This window comes from Variovorax sp. WS11, assembly GCF_010499245.1.
In the GTDB taxonomy this organism is placed as follows: domain Bacteria; phylum Pseudomonadota; class Gammaproteobacteria; order Burkholderiales; family Burkholderiaceae_C; genus Variovorax.
Genome location: NZ_JAAGOW010000003.1, coordinates 156,959 through 173,013, shown reverse-complemented (window position 1 = coordinate 173,013; position 16,055 = coordinate 156,959). Strand labels below are relative to the sequence as shown.

11 protein-coding genes and 1 tRNA gene are annotated in these 16,055 nt (G+C 69.7%); 5 read left to right on the top strand and 7 right to left on the bottom strand.

Going from position 1 to position 16,055, the window contains the following annotated elements; all coding sequences use genetic code 11:
* Positions 1 to 77: 77 nt before the first annotated feature.
* The 5 genes from tig to GXN78_RS26535 all read right to left on the bottom strand — a co-directional run bounded on the left by tig (position 78) and on the right by GXN78_RS26535 (position 7,924).
* Positions 78 to 1,391, bottom strand: coding sequence for a trigger factor (gene tig / locus GXN78_RS26555; RefSeq protein ID WP_106558360.1), 1,314 nt, complete (start codon positions 1,389 to 1,391; stop codon positions 78 to 80).
* A gap of 29 nt (positions 1,392 to 1,420) precedes the next feature.
* Positions 1,421 to 1,507 (bottom strand) — tRNA-Leu (locus tag GXN78_RS26550).
* Positions 1,508 to 1,619: 112 nt separating this feature from the next.
* Complete coding sequence (locus GXN78_RS26545; protein ID WP_106558359.1) at positions 1,620 to 4,799, bottom strand: efflux RND transporter permease subunit; 3,180 nt, start codon at positions 4,797 to 4,799, stop codon at positions 1,620 to 1,622.
* Between the two features lie 10 nt (positions 4,800 to 4,809).
* Positions 4,810 to 5,985 (bottom strand): efflux RND transporter periplasmic adaptor subunit, encoded by a 1,176-nt coding sequence (locus GXN78_RS26540; protein WP_106558358.1) that lies wholly within the window; start codon positions 5,983 to 5,985, stop codon positions 4,810 to 4,812.
* Between the two features lie 94 nt (positions 5,986 to 6,079).
* Positions 6,080 to 7,924: a potassium transporter Kup gene (locus tag GXN78_RS26535; protein WP_106558396.1), complete on the bottom strand. Its 1,845-nt coding sequence runs from the start codon at positions 7,922 to 7,924 to the stop codon at positions 6,080 to 6,082.
* A 128-nt stretch (positions 7,925 to 8,052) separates the two neighbouring features.
* Here GXN78_RS26535 and hpnC point away from each other — a divergent pair, with 128 nt between their 5' ends.
* From hpnC to hpnE, 3 genes are read left to right on the top strand one after another with little or no spacing between them, the layout of a single operon-like run.
* Positions 8,053 to 8,967, top strand: a complete 915-nt coding sequence (gene hpnC, locus GXN78_RS26530) for a squalene synthase HpnC (RefSeq protein WP_308812422.1) — start codon at positions 8,053 to 8,055, stop codon at positions 8,965 to 8,967.
* Positions 8,964 to 9,803 carry a presqualene diphosphate synthase HpnD gene (hpnD, locus tag GXN78_RS26525; RefSeq protein WP_106558356.1) on the top strand — a complete coding sequence of 280 codons (840 nt, stop codon included), beginning with the start codon at positions 8,964 to 8,966 and terminating at the stop codon, positions 9,801 to 9,803. Before hpnC ends, hpnD begins: the two co-directional genes overlap by 4 nt.
* Positions 9,800 to 11,074, top strand: a complete 1,275-nt coding sequence (gene hpnE / locus GXN78_RS26520; protein WP_106558355.1) for a hydroxysqualene dehydroxylase HpnE — start codon at positions 9,800 to 9,802, stop codon at positions 11,072 to 11,074. The genes hpnD and hpnE overlap by 4 nt, the downstream gene beginning before the upstream one ends.
* Here hpnE and GXN78_RS26515 read toward each other — a convergent pair.
* On the bottom strand, positions 11,008 to 12,420 hold the full coding sequence (locus GXN78_RS26515) for a sigma-54 dependent transcriptional regulator (RefSeq protein ID WP_106558354.1): 1,413 nt from the start codon (positions 12,418 to 12,420) through the stop codon (positions 11,008 to 11,010). The two genes, hpnE and GXN78_RS26515, sit on opposite strands and share 67 nt — an antisense overlap.
* Before the next feature lie 15 nt (positions 12,421 to 12,435).
* The gene (locus tag GXN78_RS26510; RefSeq protein ID WP_106558353.1) at positions 12,436 to 13,773 is read right to left on the bottom strand and encodes an acetate kinase; all 1,338 of its coding nucleotides are present in this window, start codon (positions 13,771 to 13,773) and stop codon (positions 12,436 to 12,438) included.
* 559 nt (positions 13,774 to 14,332) lie between these two features.
* Between GXN78_RS26510 and GXN78_RS26505 the strand changes: the two genes are divergently transcribed.
* Entirely contained in the window at positions 14,333 to 15,619 is a 1,287-nt protein-coding gene (locus GXN78_RS26505) for a hypothetical protein (protein ID WP_106558352.1), read from the top strand.
* An 81-nt stretch (positions 15,620 to 15,700) separates the two neighbouring features.
* The gene (locus GXN78_RS40930; RefSeq protein ID WP_181360599.1) at positions 15,701 to 16,048 is read left to right on the top strand and encodes a hypothetical protein; all 348 of its coding nucleotides are present in this window, start codon (positions 15,701 to 15,703) and stop codon (positions 16,046 to 16,048) included.
* Positions 16,049 to 16,055: the final 7 nt, after the last annotated feature.

Genomic DNA, 16,055 nt, shown 5'->3' with positions numbered 1-16,055 from the left:
CAGAGAGGTTTGTACTGTACCCAGACGACATGGGGCTCGTGCCACAAAGCACAAGCCCCAGGGCGGCCGCCGGCGTGTCAGCCCTGCTGGGCCATCAGCTCGTCGAAGGAGACCGACTTGGCGTTGACCTTGGCCTGGCCGAGCACGAAATCCGTGACGTTGTTCTCGATCACCACCGCCTCGACCTCGGCCAGGCGGCGGTTGTCGCTGAAGTACCAGCGCACCACGTCGGCCGGCTTCTCGTAGCTGGCGGCCAGCTCGTCGATGTGGGCCTTGATCTGCTCGGGCTTGGCCTGCAGGTTGTTGGCACGCACCAGCTCGGCCACGACCAGGCCCAGGCGCACGCGGCGCTCGGCTTGCGGGCGGAACACGTCGTCGGGGATCGGGGCCTTCTCGGCGTCCTTGATGCCGCGCTGCTTGAGCTCGGCGCGAGCGCCTTCGACCATGCGGTCGACCTCGGCCTGCACGCTGGACTTGGGCAGGTCCAGCTCGGCGCTGGCGATCAGCGCGTCCATCACGGCGTTCTTGTTGCGCGCCAGCAGGCGGAACTTGACTTCGCGCTCCAGGTTTTTCTTGATGTCGGCGCGCAGGCCTTCGACCGTGGCCTCGGCGATGCCGAGCGACTTGGCCAGTTGCTCGTTGACCTCGGGCAGGTGCGAGGCCTCGATCTTCTTGACGGTGACCATGAAGTCGGCCTGCTTGCCGGCCACGTCCTTGCCGTGGTAGTCGGCCGGGAAGGACAGCGGGAAGGTGCGGCTGTCGCCGGCCTTCAGGCCGCGCACAGCGTCCTCGAATTCCTTGAGCATCTGGCCTTCGCCGACGATGAACTGGAAGTCGTCGGCCTTGCCGCCCTGGAAGGGCTCCCCGTCGATCTTGCCCTCGAAGTCGACCGTCACGCGGTCGCCGTCCTGCACGGCGGCGTCCTGCGGACGCTGGGCGAAGGTGCGGCGCTGCTTGCGCAAGATGTCGAGCGTCTTGTCGATCGCGTCGTCGCCCACCTCGGCGCTGAGCTTCTCGACCTCGGCGTTGGACAGGTCGTTGATCTTGACGTCGGGGAAGACTTCGAAGACCGCGTCGAAAGCCAGCTGGCCCTCGGGCGACTCTTCCTTCTCGGTGATGCGCGGCTGGCCGGCCACGCGCAGCTTGGCCTCGTTGGCGGCCTGCGAGAAGGCCTCGCCGACCTTGTCGTTCATGACCTCGTAGTGCACCGAGTAGCCGTAGCGCTGGGCCACGACGGTCATCGGCACCTTGCCGGGGCGGAAGCCGTCCATCTTGACGGTGCGGGCCAGCTTCTTGAGGCGTGAATCGACCTCGGACTGGATGGTGCCGACGGGCAAGGTCAGCGTGATCTTGCGCTCGAGCTTGTCGAGGGTTTCAACGTTCACGGTCATTTGTGTCTTCCTTGAGGAGGGTCTTGTGCTGGTGCGCGGGGCCGGACTCGAACCGGCACGTTCTTGCGAACGTCAGGACCTAAACCTGGTGCGTCTACCAATTTCGCCACCCGCGCGGTTCCAGTTTTTTCAGGTGATGAATACGGAAGGCGGCCCGGAGGCCGCCTTCGCATTCGAATAGCAGCCGGCCGGGAAAGCCGACCGCCTGAAATCGGTCAACCGCGTATTTTAAGCGCGAACCAGGGCCTCCTCGGCCTCCTTGGCGGGGTTGTGCTCATCCCGCCTGACGCGGAACCAGGCCGCGTACATCGCCGGCAGGGCCAGCAGCGTCAGCACGGTAGCGACGATGAGGCCGCCCATGATCGAGATCGCCATCGGCCCCCAGAACACGCTGCGCGACAGCGGGATCATCGCCAGCACCGCCGCCGCCGCGGTCAGCACGATGGGCCGCAGCCGGCGCACGGCCGACTCGACGATCGCGTCCCAGGTCGGCACGCCGGCCGCGCGGTCGTGCTCGATCTGGTCGATCAGGATCACTGCGTTGCGCTGGATCATGCCCATCAGCGCGATCACGCCCAGCAGCGCCACGAAGCCGAAGGGCCGGTTCGTCACCAGCAGCGCGCCGGCCACGCCGGCGATGCCCAGCGGCCCGGTCAGGAAGACCAGCATCGAGCGGCTGAAGCTGTGCAGCTGCAGCATCAGCAGCGTGAAGACCAGGAACAGCATGATCGGCACGCCGGCCACGATCGAGGACGAGCCCTTGCTGCTCTCCTCCACCGCGCCCGCCACTTCGATGCGGTAGGCGCCCTGCCCTTCGGCATGCCACTTGGCCTCCAGCTTGCGCAGCGCCGGCAGCAGCTGCTCGGTGACGGTGGCGCCCTGCAGCCCCTCGACGATGTCGCCCTGCACCGTGATCGCGTAGTCGCGGTTCTCGCGCCACATCACGCCGGGTTCCCAGCTGAACACCGGCCGAGCGATCTGCGTGAGCGGGATCGAGCGGCCCGAGCTGGTCGGCAGGTAGGCGTTGCCGATGTCCGAGATCGCCTCGCGCTCGTCGGGCTGCTGGCGCAGCACGATGTCGATCAGCAGGTCGTTCTCGCGGTACTGGCCGATGGTGGTGCCGCTGAACATCGTGCGCGAGGCCTGCGCGATGGCCTGGCTGGTGACGCCGAGGGCGCGCGCCTTGTCCTGGTCCACCTCGAGCCGGATCACCTTGACCGACTCGTTCCAGTTGTCGTTCACGCCGCGCATGTTGGCGTTGTCGCGCATGATCGCCTTGACCTCGTCGGCATGCGTGCGCAGCAGCTCCGGCTCGGTGCCGATCACTCGGAACTGCACCGGATAGGCCACCGGCGGTCCGTTGGGCAGCAGCTTTATGCGGCCGCGGATCTCGGGGAACTCCTCTGCCAGCAGCCCCGGCAGCTTGAGGCGCAGCGACTCACGGTACTTGAGGTCCTTGGCCAGCACGATCAATTGCGAGACGTTGGTCTGCGGGAACACCTGGTCCAGCGGCAGGTAGAAGCGCGGCACGCCGGAGCCGACCCAGGTGCTGACGGTGGTGATGCCCTCTTCCTTCAGCAGGCGCTGCTCGACCCGCTTGGCCACCTCCTCGTTGGCGGCGAAGGAGGTGCCTTCGGGGAACCACAGGTCGACCATGATCTCCGGCCGGCTCGAATCGGGGAAGAACTGCTGCTGCACCTTGCCCATCCCGACGATGCCCAGCGCGAAGGTCAGCAGCGTCGCGCCGATGGTCAGCCAGCGGTGCTTGACGCACCAGTTCACCGTGCGCCGGAAGGTGTTGTAGAAGGGCGAGTCGAACAGCTCGTGCGGCGGATCCTCGGGATTGTGCGGCTTGACCTTGAGCAGCAAGGTGCCGAGGTAGGGCACGAAGTAGACCGACACAAGCCAGCTCAGCACCAGCGCGATCACCGTCACCGCGAAGATCGCGAAGGTGTACTCGCCGGTCACCGACTTCGCGATGCCGATGGGCAGGAAGCCCGCGGCCGTGATCAGCGTGCCGGTCAGCATCGGCTTGGCCGTGACGTCGTAGGCGAAGGTGGCGGCACGCACCTTGTCGTAGCCCTCCTCCATCTTCCGCACCATCATCTCGACCGCGATGATCGCGTCGTCCACCAAGAGGCCGAGCGCGATGATCAGCGAGCCCAGCGAGATCTTGTGCAGCCCGATGCCGAAGTAGTTCATCGCGAGGAAGGTCACGGCCAGCACCAGCGGGATCGTGATCGCCACCACCAGCCCCGGGCGGATGTCGATGAAGTACCCGAAGCGTCCGCCCTTGTGCAGCCCGAGCGCAATGAAGCTCACCGCCAGCACGATCGCCACCGCCTCGATCAGCGTCCGCACGAACTCGTTGACCGAGGTCGCGACCGCCACCGGCTGGTCCTGCACCTGCGCCAGCTTCACGCCCGCCGGCAGGCGCTTGTCGATGTCGTCGGTGGCCGCGCGCAGCGACTCGCCGAGCGCGATGATGTCGCCGCCCTTGGCCATGGAGATGCCCAGCGCGATCACCTCCTTGCCCTGGTGCCGCACTTTGACCTGCGGGGGATCGACGTAGGCCCGCCGGATCTCCGCGATGTCGCCGAGGCGCATCTGGCTGCCCGAAGTGCCGCGGATCGGCATCGCGCGCAGCTGCTCCACGTTGGTGAACTGGCCGGCCACCCGCACCTGCACCACGTCCTGCGGCGCCTGGATCGTGCCGGCGCTCTCGATCGCGTTCTGCTGCCCGAGCTGCGACAGCACCGTGTTGAAGTCCAGCCCCAATTGCGCCAGGCGCTTTTGCGAGACCTCGACGAAGACCTTCTCGTCCTGCACGCCGAACTGCTCGACCTTGGCCACGTCCTTCACGCGCAGCAGCTGCTGGCGCACGTCGTCGGCAAAGGTCTTGAGCTCGGCGTAGCTGAAGCCGTCGCTCTCCAGCGCGTAGATCACGCCGTAGACGTCGCCGAAGTCGTCGTTGAAGAAGGGGCCCTGGATGCCCGCCGGCAGGGTGCCGCGGATGTCGCCGATCTTCTTGCGCACCGTGTACCAGACGTTGGCCACATCGCCGGGCTTCGAGGAGTCCTTGATCTGGAAGATGATCTGCGACTCGCCGGGCTTGGAGTAGCTGCGGATCTTGTCGGCGTAGGGCGCCTCCTGCAGCGCGCGCTCGAGCTTGTCGGTGACCTGCTCGGCCACCTGCTGCGCCGTCGCGCCGGGCCAATAGGTGCGCACAACCATCGCGCGGAAGGTGAAGGGCGGGTCCTCGTCCTGGCCCAGCTGGAAGTAGGCCGCGAAGCCCAGCAGCATCAGCACCAGCATCAGGTAGCGGGTAAGCGCCGGATGGTCCAGCGCCCACTTCGAGAGGTTGAAGCCGGCCTTGCCGGCCCCGGCGACGGTGGTCTCTGACGTCATTGAACCGTCCTCAGCGGGTGGAGGAAATCGGGGTGACCTGGCCCGGCGCGTTCACGGCCTCCTGCATCGCCGCGGCCCCCGCGGGCGCAGCCGTCTTCTCGCGGTAGATCGACACTTTCTGCCCCGGCGACAGCACGTGCACGCCGGCCACCACCACCAGCATCCCCGGCGTGAGGCCGCTGCCGATCACCGCCTCGTTGCCGTCCGCCGTGGCCACCTGCACCGGCTGCGAGCGCACCGTCATGCTCGCCTTGTCGAGCACCCAGACCGCGCTGCCCTTGCCTTCCTGGCGCAGCGCGCTGGTCGGCAGCTTCAGCACCGGCGTGCCGCTGCGCGACAGCGCCTGCGGCCGGGCGAAGACGGTGGCGCCCAGGGCCGGCGCCGTGGCGGCATCGATGGCGACCTTGACGGTGTAGGTGCGCGTCACCGCGTCGGCGCTGGCCGCCACCTCGCGCACCTTGCCTTCCATCTCCTTGCCGTCGGACCAGCCGCGCACGGCCACCGCCGAGCCCGGCTTGACCAGGGCGGCCCGGTCTTCCGGCACCGAGAACACCACGTCGCGCGCGCCGTCCTGCGCGATGCGCACGACCGGCGTGCCGGCCGTCACCACCTGGCCCGGCTCGGCCTCGATCGCTGTGATGATGCCCGGCACGTCGGCCACCAGCGTCGTGTACTGCGCCTGGTTGCCCTGCGAGGACATCTGCGCCTGCGCCTGCTCGAGCTGGGCCTGCGCCGCCTTGTAGGTGCTGTCGCGCCGCTCCAGCTCGGCGGCGCTGATGAAGTTCTGCTCGCGCAGGCCGCGGTAGCGCTTGAGATCGGCCTGGGCCAGGTCGCGGTTGGTCAGCGCGGCGGCGTGCTGGGCCCGGGCCGCCTCGGCCGCCAGCCGGTAGTCCTGCGGATCGAGCTGCGCCAGCACCTGGCCGGCTTTCACCTGCTGGCCGAGCTCGGCCTGCCGGCGGGTGATCTTGCCCGCCACGCGGAAGCCCAGCCGCGATTCGACGCGGGCCCGCACCTCCGCGGAGAACTCCGGCTCGCTGCCGTAGGCGCTGGTGCCCACCGCCATCACCTTGACCGCGCGCAGCGGCTCTTCAGCGGGCTGGGGGCGGGAACAACCCGCGAGCGCAAGGGCGGCCACAAGCAGGAGGCCGGCGTGACGGAAGGCGGGAGAAGCGGATGACGCGGTCATGGAGCACCCTAGGCAAAACGATCGGGGTCATTAATGACCGGCCGGTTAGTAATTTAGGGTAAACGCGAACCGCTGTCAATGACGCGCGAAGGGCTCAGGTCCGCTGACCCAGCTCGACCAGGCTGTTGCCGGGGATGCCGAAGTAGTCCGAGGCGCGCCCCGCATTGCGCTGCATCCAGGCAAACAGCGCACGGCGCACCGGGTTCATGCCCGGCAGCGGCTTGTCGCCCAGCGTGGCGCGCGAGACGAAATAGGAGGTGCTCATCGACTCGATCGCCAGCGTCTTCTGGTAGGCCAGGATGCGGATGAACTCGGGCACGTTGGCCCGCTCCATGAAGCCGTGGCGCGCCGTCATGGCCCAGATGCCGTGGCCCATGAAGCGGGCCTCGATGCGCTGCTGCGCGTCGACGCGCGGCGTATCGCGGGCCTCCACGCGCAGCAGGATCACCTGCTCGTGCAGCACCTGGTTGTGCTTGAGGTTGTGCAGCAGCGCATGCGGCACCGCATTGATGTCCGGGTTGAGGAAGACCGCGGTGCCGTGCACCCGGTGCGGCATGCTGAGCGCCAGCGACTCGACGAAGGGCTCGAGCGGCACCTGCTGCGCCGCCGCGGCCGCCAAGCCCAGGCGGCGTCCCTTGGCCCAGGTGGTGAAGATCAGCAGCGCGAACGCGGCCACCGCCAGCGTGAGCCAGCCGCCCTCATGGATCTTGAGGCTGTTGGCCACCACGAAGCCCAGGTCGACCGCCGCGAAGGCCAGCACGCCCAGCACCACCGCCACGCGGTTCCAGTGCCACAGCTTGAAGGCCACCACGCCGGCCAGCAGCGTGGTCGTGACCATCGTGACCGAGACCGCGATGCCGTAGGCCGCCGACAAGGCGCTGGAGCTGCGGAACCCCAGCACCAGCGCCAGCACGCCGACCATCAGCAGCCAGTTGACGGACGGCACGTAGATCTGGCCGATGGCCTCGCCCGAGGTCTGGACCACCCGCATGCGCGGCAGGTAGCCCATGCGCATGGCCTGCGCGGTCAGAGAGAAGGCGCCCGAGATCACCGCCTGCGAGGCGATCACCGTGGCCATCGCGGCCAGCACCACCATCGGCAGCACGCTCCAGCCCGGGAACATCCGGAAGAAGGGGTTGTCGACCGCCGCCGGATTGGCCAGCACCAGCGCCCCCTGCCCGAAGTAGTTGAGCGCCAGCCCCGGCAGGGCCAGGAACATCCAGGCCAGCCGTATCGGCCGCGCGCCGAAATGCCCCATGTCGGCATACAGCGCCTCGCCGCCCGTGAAGGCCAGGAACACGGCGCCCAGCACCGCCAGCGACTGCGCATGGTGCGTCAGCAGGAAGCCCGCCGCCCGGCGCGGATCGAGGGCGGCCAGCACCTGCGGCTGCTGCAGCACCTGCCACAGGCCCGCCAGCCCGATTACCAGGAACCACAGCAGCATCACCGGGCCGAAGACCTTGCCCACCACGCCGGTGCCCTGGCGCTGCACCGCGAACAGGCCGACCAGGATCAGGAGGGTGATCGGGATCACGAAGGGCTTGAGCGCATGCGCCTCGACCTCCAGGCCCTCGACCGCCGAGAGCACCGAGATGGCCGGCGTGATCAGGCTGTCGCCGTAGAACATTGCGGCGCCGACCAGGCCCAAGGCGCCGATCGCCTTCCAGACCCAGGGCCGCGTCCGCGTCCCGGCGACCGCGTTGCGCGCCAGCGCCTGCAGCGCAAGGATGCCGCCCTCGCCGTCGTGGTCGGCGCGCAGCACGAAGACCACGTACTTCAGCGTCACCACGAACGTCAGGCCCCAGAAGATCAGCGACAGCAGGCCCAGCACCGCATCCGGCGAGAAGGCCACCCCGTGATCGGGATTGAGCGTTTCCTTGAAGGCATAGAGCGGCGAGGTGCCGATGTCGCCGAAGACCACGCCGAGCGCCGCGATCATGAGGCCGGGCCCGGCCTTGGCATGCGTGCCGGGATCGGCTGGGCTCAGCGTCTGCGCGGGAGAGGTCATGACAAAGGGGGTGGCTGCGGCGCGACGATCGTACTGCGCGGTACACGACAATCCGGCGCGTGCCTTCCACGCCCTACCCTGCCGCCGCTGCGGCGCCCACCCACTACGAGAATTTTCCGGTCGCCTCCTGGCTGTGCCCGCCGCGGCTGCGGCCGCCCATCGCGGCGATCTACGGCTTCGCCCGCACGGCCGACGACATCGCCGACGAGGGCGTGGCCGCTGCGGCCCAGCGCCTCGAGGACCTGCGGGCCTTTCGCGCCGAGCTCGCGGCCGCGGCCCGCGGCGCCACGCCTTCGGCGCGCTGGCCCGAGGTCTTCGGCCCGCTTGCGCAGGCCATGCGCGACTTCGCCCTGCCCGAGCCCCTGCTGGCCGACCTGCTCTCGGCCTTCATGCAGGACATCGAGAAGACCCGCGACGCCGCCGGCTATGCCGACCGCGCCGAGTTGCTCGACTACTGCCGCCGCTCGGCCAACCCGATCGGCCGGCTGCTGCTGCATCTCTACGGCGTGGACGACGCGCGCGCCCTCGCCCGGAGCGACGCCATCTGCAGCGCGCTGCAGCTGATCAATTTCTGGCAGGACCTGAGCGTCGACCTCCCGCGCGGCCGCTACTACCTGCCCGCGGCCGAGGTCGCATCGCACGGCCTCACGGCCGAGGACTTCCGCGCCTTCAGGCCGCTGGCGCTGCCCGCCCCGCCGCCGGCCGCCATCGCGCTGGTCGCAGCCCAGGTGGCCTGGGCCCGCGACCTGATGAACGAAGGCGCACCGCTCGTGCACCGCCTGCCGGGCCGCGCCGGCTGGGAGCTGCGCTTCGTCGTCCAGGGCGGCTTGCGCATCCTCGACAAGATCGAGGCCCTGGGCTTCGACACTTGGTCGCAGCGCCCGACCATCGGCAAGGCCGATGCCCCGCTGCTGGCCTGGCGCGCCCTGCGGATGCGGAGACAATCGCCCGCGATGACGAGTTTTCCACGATGACGCCCGAGCAGTACGTCCAGGACAAGGCTGCCGCCTCGGGCAGCAGCTTCTACTACGCCTTCCTCTTCCTGCCCAAGCCGCGGCGCGCCGCCATCACCGCCTTCTACGCCTTCTGCCGCGAGGTCGACGACGTGGTCGACGAGGTCAGCGACCCCGGCGTCGCCGCCACCAAGCTGGCCTGGTGGCGCAAGGAAGTCGCGCAGGCCTTCGACGGCCATCCCCAGCATCCGGTGATGCAGGCGCTGATGCCGCACGCCGGCGCCTACGGCATCGAGGCGCGCCAGCTGCACGAGGTGATCGACGGCTGCCAGATGGACCTGGACCAGACCCGCTACCTCGACTTCGCGGCCCTCAAGCGCTACTGCCACCTGGTAGCCGGCGTGGTGGGCGAAGGGGCGGCGCGCATCTTCGGCCAGACCGACGCACAGACCACCGCCTACGCCCACAAGCTGGGCCTGGCCCTGCAGCTGACCAACATCATCCGCGACGTCGGCGAGGACGCGCTGCGCGGGCGCATCTACCTGCCGGTCAACGAGCTGCAGCAGTTCGACGTCAAGGCGCACGAGGTGCTCAACCGCCTGCATTCGGAGCGCTTCGTCGCCCTCATGAAGTTCCAGGCCGAGCGCGCCCACGCAGCCTACGACGAAGCGCTCGCCCTGCTGCCCGCGGCCGACCGCCGCGCGCAGAAGCCGGGGCTGATGATGGCCAGCATCTACCGCACCCTGCTGCGCGAGATCGAGCACGACGACTTCCGGGTGCTGGACCAGCGCGTGAGCCTGACGCCGTTGCGCAAGCTGTGGCTGGCGTGGCGCGTGCAAGCCCTCGGCAGGTTGTGAAGACGATCGGAATCATCGGCGCCGGCTGGGCCGGCCTGGCCTGCGCCATCGAGGCCACGCGCGCCGGCCACGCGGTGACCGTGTTCGAGGCCGCGCGCACGCTCGGCGGCCGCGCGCGGGCCCTGCCAGCGCAGCTGCCGGGCGGCGCGCCGGTCCTGCTCGACAACGGCCAGCACATCCTGATCGGCGCCTACAGCGCGACCCTGGGCCTGATGCGCGAGCTGGGCATCGATCCCGCGGCGGTGCTGCACCGCATGCCGCTGCGGCTGCGCTTCGCCGACGGCGGCGGCCTCGCGGTGCCGCCGGGCTGGCCGCCGCCGCTGGACCTCTTGGCCGGCATCCTCGGCGCGCGCGGCTGGTCCTGGCGCGACAAGGCCGCGCTGCTGCGCAGCGCGCTCGCCTGGCGCGCGGGCGGCTTCCTCTGCGATCCGTCGACCTCGGTCGGCCAGCTGTGCGCCGGCCTCACGCCGCGCGTGCGGCGCGAGCTGGTCGAGCCGCTGTGCATCTCCGCCCTCAACACCCCCGTCGAACACGCCAGCGGCCAGGTCTTCCTGCGCGTGCTGCACGACGCCCTCTTCACCGAACGCGGCGGCGCCGACCTGCTGCTGCCCCGCGTCGACCTCGGCGCCTTGCTGCCCGACGCGGCGGCGCGCTGGCTGGCCCAGCACGGAACGCGCGTTCTGACCGGCACGCGCGTGCAGGCCATCGCCCGCGACACCACGGGCTGGCTGGCCGACGGCGAACGCTTCGACCGCGTGGTGCTCGCCTGCCCGCCCTGGGAAGCCGCGCGCCTCGCCGCCGGGGCCGGCCTGCTCGAAGCCGCGGCCTGGTCGCAATCGGCCCAGGCGCTGGCGCACGAAGCCATCGCCACCGTCTACGTCACCGGCGGCCCGGCGCTGTCCGCGCCGATGCTTGCGCTGCGCTCGTCCGCCGGCGCGCCCGCGCAGTTCATCTTCGACCGCGGCCAGCTCGGCGGGCCGCCGGGCCTGCTGAGCTTCGTGGTCAGCGCCAGCAGCGAGGAACGCGAGGCGCTGCAGCAGCAGGTCTTGGCGCAGGCGCGCGAGCAACTGGGCCTCGCCGGCCTGCAGCCGCTGCTGACGGTGGTCGAGAAGCGCGCCACCTTCGCCTGCACGCCGGGGCTCGAACGCCCGCCGGCGCGCATCGCCCCCGGCCTCGTGGCCTGCGGCGACTACGTCGAGGGCCCCTACCCGGCGACGATCGAAGGCGCGGTGCGCAGCGGCAAGGCCGCGGGCGGCTTGGGCCCCGTATAGGGAACCTGCGGCGCGCCCGTCGCGATGCTGTGCTTGTCCATCAGGCGATACAGGGTCATGCGCGACACGCCGAGCTCGCGCGCGGCCCGCGTGACGTTGCGCCCGACGCGCGTCAGCGTGAGGCAGATGGCATCGCGCTCGGCCAGGGTGCGGGCCGCATCCAGCTCCAGGCACGCCGGGCTCTCCACCTCCGCCAGCCCGAGGTCGGCCGGGCCGATCAGCCGCATCTCGCTCATCACCACCGCTCGCTGCACACGGTTGTAGAGCTCGCGCACGTTGCCGGGCCAGCCGTGCGCCATCAGGGCCGCCAGGGCCTGCCGGCTGAAGCCCTTCACGCGCGTCTTGCCGCTGCCCGCGCAGCACTGGAAGAAGTGCTCGGCGAGCATCGGCACATCCTCCATCCGGCGGCGCAGCGGCGTCAGCTCGATGGACAGCACGTTGAGCCGGTAGAAGAGGTCGTCGCGGAACTGGCCGACGGCAACCGCCTCCGCCAGGTCCACATGCGACGCGGCCAGCACCCGCACATCCACCCGCAGGCTGCGAACGCCGCCCACGCGGCTGATGGTTTTCTCCTGCAGGAAGCGCAGCAGATTGGTCTGCAGCTCCAGCGGCAGGTCGCCGATCTCGTCGAGGAAGACGGTGCCGCCATTGGCCGCTTCGATCAACCCGCGGCGCTCCGAGGAGGCGCCGGTGAAGGCGCCACGCTCATGGCCGAACAGCTCGGACTGGATCAGCGTGGGCGAGATCGCGCCGCAGTTCACCGCCACGAAAGGCCCGGCCGAGCGCAGCGAGCATTGATGGATGGCACGCGCCGCCAGCTCCTTGCCGCTGCCGCTCTCGCCGCCGATCAGCACCGGCGCATCGGTGGCGGCCACGCGGCGAATCTGCTGGCGCAGGCGCGTGATGGCGGGGCCCTGCCCGACCATGCCCAGCGTGTCGGCCACATGCATCTGGGCCTCGTGCCGGCGCCGCAGCAACGCACGGCGGCTGGCATGCTCCAGCATCACCATCAGCTCGCGGGCGTCCAGCGGCAAGGGCGCATGGTCGAAGAAGTAGCCCAGCACCAGGTCACGAAAGGCCGGCGATTCCAGTGCGGGCGGCTCACACACCGCCACCCACTCCGTGCCGTTGGAGGCGTTGACGCAGGCCTCGATCGCCGTCTCCGGCACCGGCAGCGAATCGCCGATCGCCAGCAGTGCGACCGGGAAGCGCCGATGGGCCTGCAGGCGGCTCGCCGCCGCCATGTCTGCCGCCTGCGCGAGCTCCCAGCCGCCGGCGAGCAGCTGCTCGCGCAGCTCGCGCGCCTCGCCGCCGAGCGCGACGTAAAGCAGGCTCCGATGGGCCATGTGTGCTCCTGAAGCCTAGAACGAGATCGGCACCCGCACGGTCAGGGTGAGGTCGGGCGTGTCGCGCGTCAGCCCCGCTCCGACGGTGACGTTCAGCGAGGTCTTCTCGTTGATGCGGTAGGCATAGCCCAGGAGCAGCGACCCCAGTTGCGTGCGCACCGAGGTCACGACCGGCAAGCCGTTCTGCCGGGTCTTGCCGATGGAGTTCAGCTCGAAGCCGACGCTGAAGGAGGAGCGCTCGTTGAGCGCCAGCCCCATCCCGAAGTTCATGCCGAAGATGTTGCCGGGCTTCACCTCGCCGATGAATTCCCGTTCGCCGTTGAGCACCAGCCGGCTGAGGTTGTCGCGGCCGTAGTTCCAGGTGTAGGTGAAGCTGCCGAAGAACACCGCCGGGTCGGAGGGCAGCAGCCAGGTCAGGCCGGCCTGCAGCGAATAGAAGCCCGAGCCGGTGGGCAGGTCCAGCGGCAGGCCGGTGCCGGTGGTGTTGCCGATGCAGCGCGTGACGCAGTCGGTGACCACCTCGAAGGGGTCCTTGCCGGTGCGGGTCTTGAAGCGCAGCGAGCCGATCATGTAGGGCCAGTTGCCCTTGCCCTCGTTGAGCTGGTAGCGCGCCGCCAGCTCGACGTCGCCGAGCGCGTTGCCGCGGGTGTCGAACACGCGCTCGTTGGCAGAGCCGGTGAAGATCTCGCGGCTGATGGTCGAGTCGGAGCGGTAGACGTAAGGGACCTTGGCCTCGAGCTCTAGCCGATTGGTGACGCCCCAGCGTCCGGTGACGGCCGCCGTCAGCGTGTTGCGCTTGACCTCCCGCACATCGACCAGGCCGATCAGCAAGGCGGGGATGACGGTGTAGCCCACCAGTGCGACCCGGTTGTTCGACGAATACGCGTACTGCAGCGAAGGCTCGAAGACGAACTTGCCGCGCGGCGTGAGGATGCCGGGCTGGTCGAATAGCGGAGCGACCTCGGGCATCGCGGGCCCTTCGGTGCTGGGCGCCACGCCGACGCGCACGGGCCTTGTTCCGGTATCGGGCACCGCCTCGGCCGTGGCCGCGGGGGCTGCGCCTTCTGGCGGCCGCGGCGGTGCGCTGCGTGCTTCCTGGGTCTGCAGGCGGTCCTGCAGCTCGCGATAGCGGGCCTCCTGTTCCTGCGCCTGCTGACGCAGCGAATCGATCTGCCGGCCCTGTTCCTGCAACTGCTGCTGCAGGGTCTCGATGCGCTTGGTCGTGCTCGGCGGCTTGGGGGTGCTCGGCGTCCGGGCGCCTGCGCCGCTTTGCGCCTGCGCGGCCGCGCCGGACATGATCATCGAGGAACAGGCGAGGAACGTCAGCGTTCTGCGCGGGTGACTCTTCTCCATGTAACCCTCCCTTGTTGCTGTCGCCGGGGGTGTTGTCGCGCCGAAGCGTAAACGCATCTTACAAATCGCTGCAAGATGCAAGTTGAAAACAAAAGTAATGATGAAGCTTCGGTGACGCAGGGGGTGTCTCACAGCTGATGCACTGCGCATTCGCCCATCCGCCCGGGCCGAAATCCTCACCCGCTTGACTGGCCTCGCATTGCACGCGGCGCGGCATACGCGACGCAGTGATCGCCCTCGCAAGCCTGTCACAGCAACGAGACGGCTGAAGGGCATAGCGCAATCGGCAGACCTTCGCGGCCGTCGAGTCAAACGCACAACGCCGCCTTGTGCGTCGCCGGCGCGACCGTCAAGGCGCCGTGACACATCGCGATTCGCAAGCGCTCTCACGCCTGTACGACGTCCGCGGACGACCCGCCCGGCATTCTCATTTCCTCTCTGAAAGAGCAACGCTCCGCTACACGTCGAACACAGTTGGCATCGAAGTTGCACCGAGGCTTTTGTTTTGCGGCAACGCAATTCATCCGAGCTTTTGTCCATCCACAGTTGAGGAGACCCTATGAAGAAGACACTTCTGGCTTCGGCCCTGACGGTTGCATTCGGGTTCAGCGGCATGGCGCTCGCCAACGACACAGGCCAGCTCGCGGTCCAGCTGACCGACGGCGGGGACAACACGAGCAGCAACACCAGCACCTCCACCAGCACCAGCACGCGTACGAGCAGCAGCTCGCGCACGAGCACGCACACGGACAGCAGCACCAACAAGGATTCAGGAGGCGCCTATGCCAACGCCGCGCGCTCGGCCGCGCTCAACAACGGCTCCACCGGCACCTTCAGCAACGCCTTCAACGTGACGAAGGCGACCGCCAGCAGCAACCTCAACGGCGCGGTGACCGGCAACAGCATCTACAACATCGGCAACCAGGCCTACAACACCGGCTCGGCCCGCGGTGGCACCGGTAACGGCGGCTACGGCGGCGTGGGTCGCGGCGGCACGTCTTCCGGCAGCGGCCAGGGCGGCAACGGCGCGGTCGGCAACGGCGCGGTGGGTGCGGCCGGCGGCAGCGCCTCCAATGGCGCGATCAGCCATGGCAGCGCGACCAACGGCAGCGCCAGCGCGGGCGACGGCGGCTGGGGCAGCGGCGGCGGCGCGAATGGCCTGAATGCCAGCGGCTTCGTGCGTGCGAACGGCGCCGGTGGCGGCGACGGCGCAGCAGACGCAGCGGCGGCGGGCGGCAGCGGCGGCTATGGCGGCTCGTCGGGCAATGCCAATGGCACGGGCGGCGCGGTCGGTGGAGGCGACACGACCGACAGCACCAGCGCCGGCAGCCGCACGGGCGGCGCGGGCACCGGCGGCACGACCGGCGCAGGCGGCGCGGGCGGCGCGGGCAACTCGTCGGCGTCGGCAGCGGGCGCGGCCGGCGGGGCAGGCGGTGCGGGCGGCACGGCGACCAGCACCAACAGCGGCAGCCGCACGGGCGGCGCGGGCACCGGCGGGGCCGGCGGCGCAGCGACCAACGGCAGCGCCACGAACGGCAGCGCCAGCAACGGCAACAACACCGCGGGCAGCGGCGGCCCGGGCGGCAGCGGCACCGGTGGTGCCGGCGGCGCGGGCAGCGGCGGCACGAACACCGCGGCGGGCGGCACCGGCGGCGTGGGTGAAGGTGGCACGGGCGGCGCGGGCGGGACCAACACGGTCAACGCCGGCACGTTCAACATGTCCAACACCATGACGAGCGTCGGGCAGTCGGCGGCCGGCATCATGATCGCGAACCAGAACAGCGGCTTCGCGTCGCTGGTTCAGCAGAGCGTGAATGTGCAGGCCAACCTGGCCGTGGGACGCTAGCGAGAGAGCGGGCAAGGTCCGCGCGGCCCGCAGCGATGCGGGCCGCGTGGGCGGCTGCCCCTCATCCACGGGGGAGACACCATGAGACCCATCGAATGCTTCCGGTCCGCCGGCCCGGTCCTGCTGGCCTTCGTACTGGCAGGCACGGCCGCGGCGCAGACATCGGTGACGCCGAAGGACACAGGCACGCTCTGGAAACCCGTCGACTCGACGATGCTGGACCGCTCGCGCGGCGGCCAGGCGGTGCACAACGACATGGAGCTGAGCGGCGTCACGGCCGACAACACGGCGCGCAACGTCACGACCGGCAGCAACGCCATCAGCTCGGGCTCCTTCGCCAACATGAACGGCCTGCCGGTGGTGATCCAGAACACCGGCGCGAACGTGCTGATCCAGAACGCGGTGATCCTGCATCTGCAGATGAACTGAGGGGAGC

Coding starts and splice junctions, on each gene's coding strand:
- tig (WP_106558360.1), bottom strand. CDS start 1,391: ATGACCGTGAACGTTGAAACCCTCGACAAGCTCGAGCGCAAGATCACG.
- GXN78_RS26545 (WP_106558359.1), bottom strand. CDS start 4,799: ATGACGTCAGAGACCACCGTCGCCGGGGCCGGCAAGGCCGGCTTCAAC.
- GXN78_RS26540 (WP_106558358.1), bottom strand. CDS start 5,985: ATGACCGCGTCATCCGCTTCTCCCGCCTTCCGTCACGCCGGCCTCCTG.
- GXN78_RS26535 (WP_106558396.1), bottom strand. CDS start 7,924: ATGATCGCGGCGCTCGGCGTGGTCTTCGGCGACATCGGCACCTCGCCG.
- hpnD (WP_106558356.1), top strand. CDS start 8,964: ATGACGCCCGAGCAGTACGTCCAGGACAAGGCTGCCGCCTCGGGCAGC.
- GXN78_RS26515 (WP_106558354.1), bottom strand. CDS start 12,420: ATGGCCCATCGGAGCCTGCTTTACGTCGCGCTCGGCGGCGAGGCGCGC.
- GXN78_RS26510 (WP_106558353.1), bottom strand. CDS start 13,773: ATGGAGAAGAGTCACCCGCGCAGAACGCTGACGTTCCTCGCCTGTTCC.
- GXN78_RS26505 (WP_106558352.1), top strand. CDS start 14,333: ATGAAGAAGACACTTCTGGCTTCGGCCCTGACGGTTGCATTCGGGTTC.
- GXN78_RS40930 (WP_181360599.1), top strand. CDS start 15,701: ATGAGACCCATCGAATGCTTCCGGTCCGCCGGCCCGGTCCTGCTGGCC.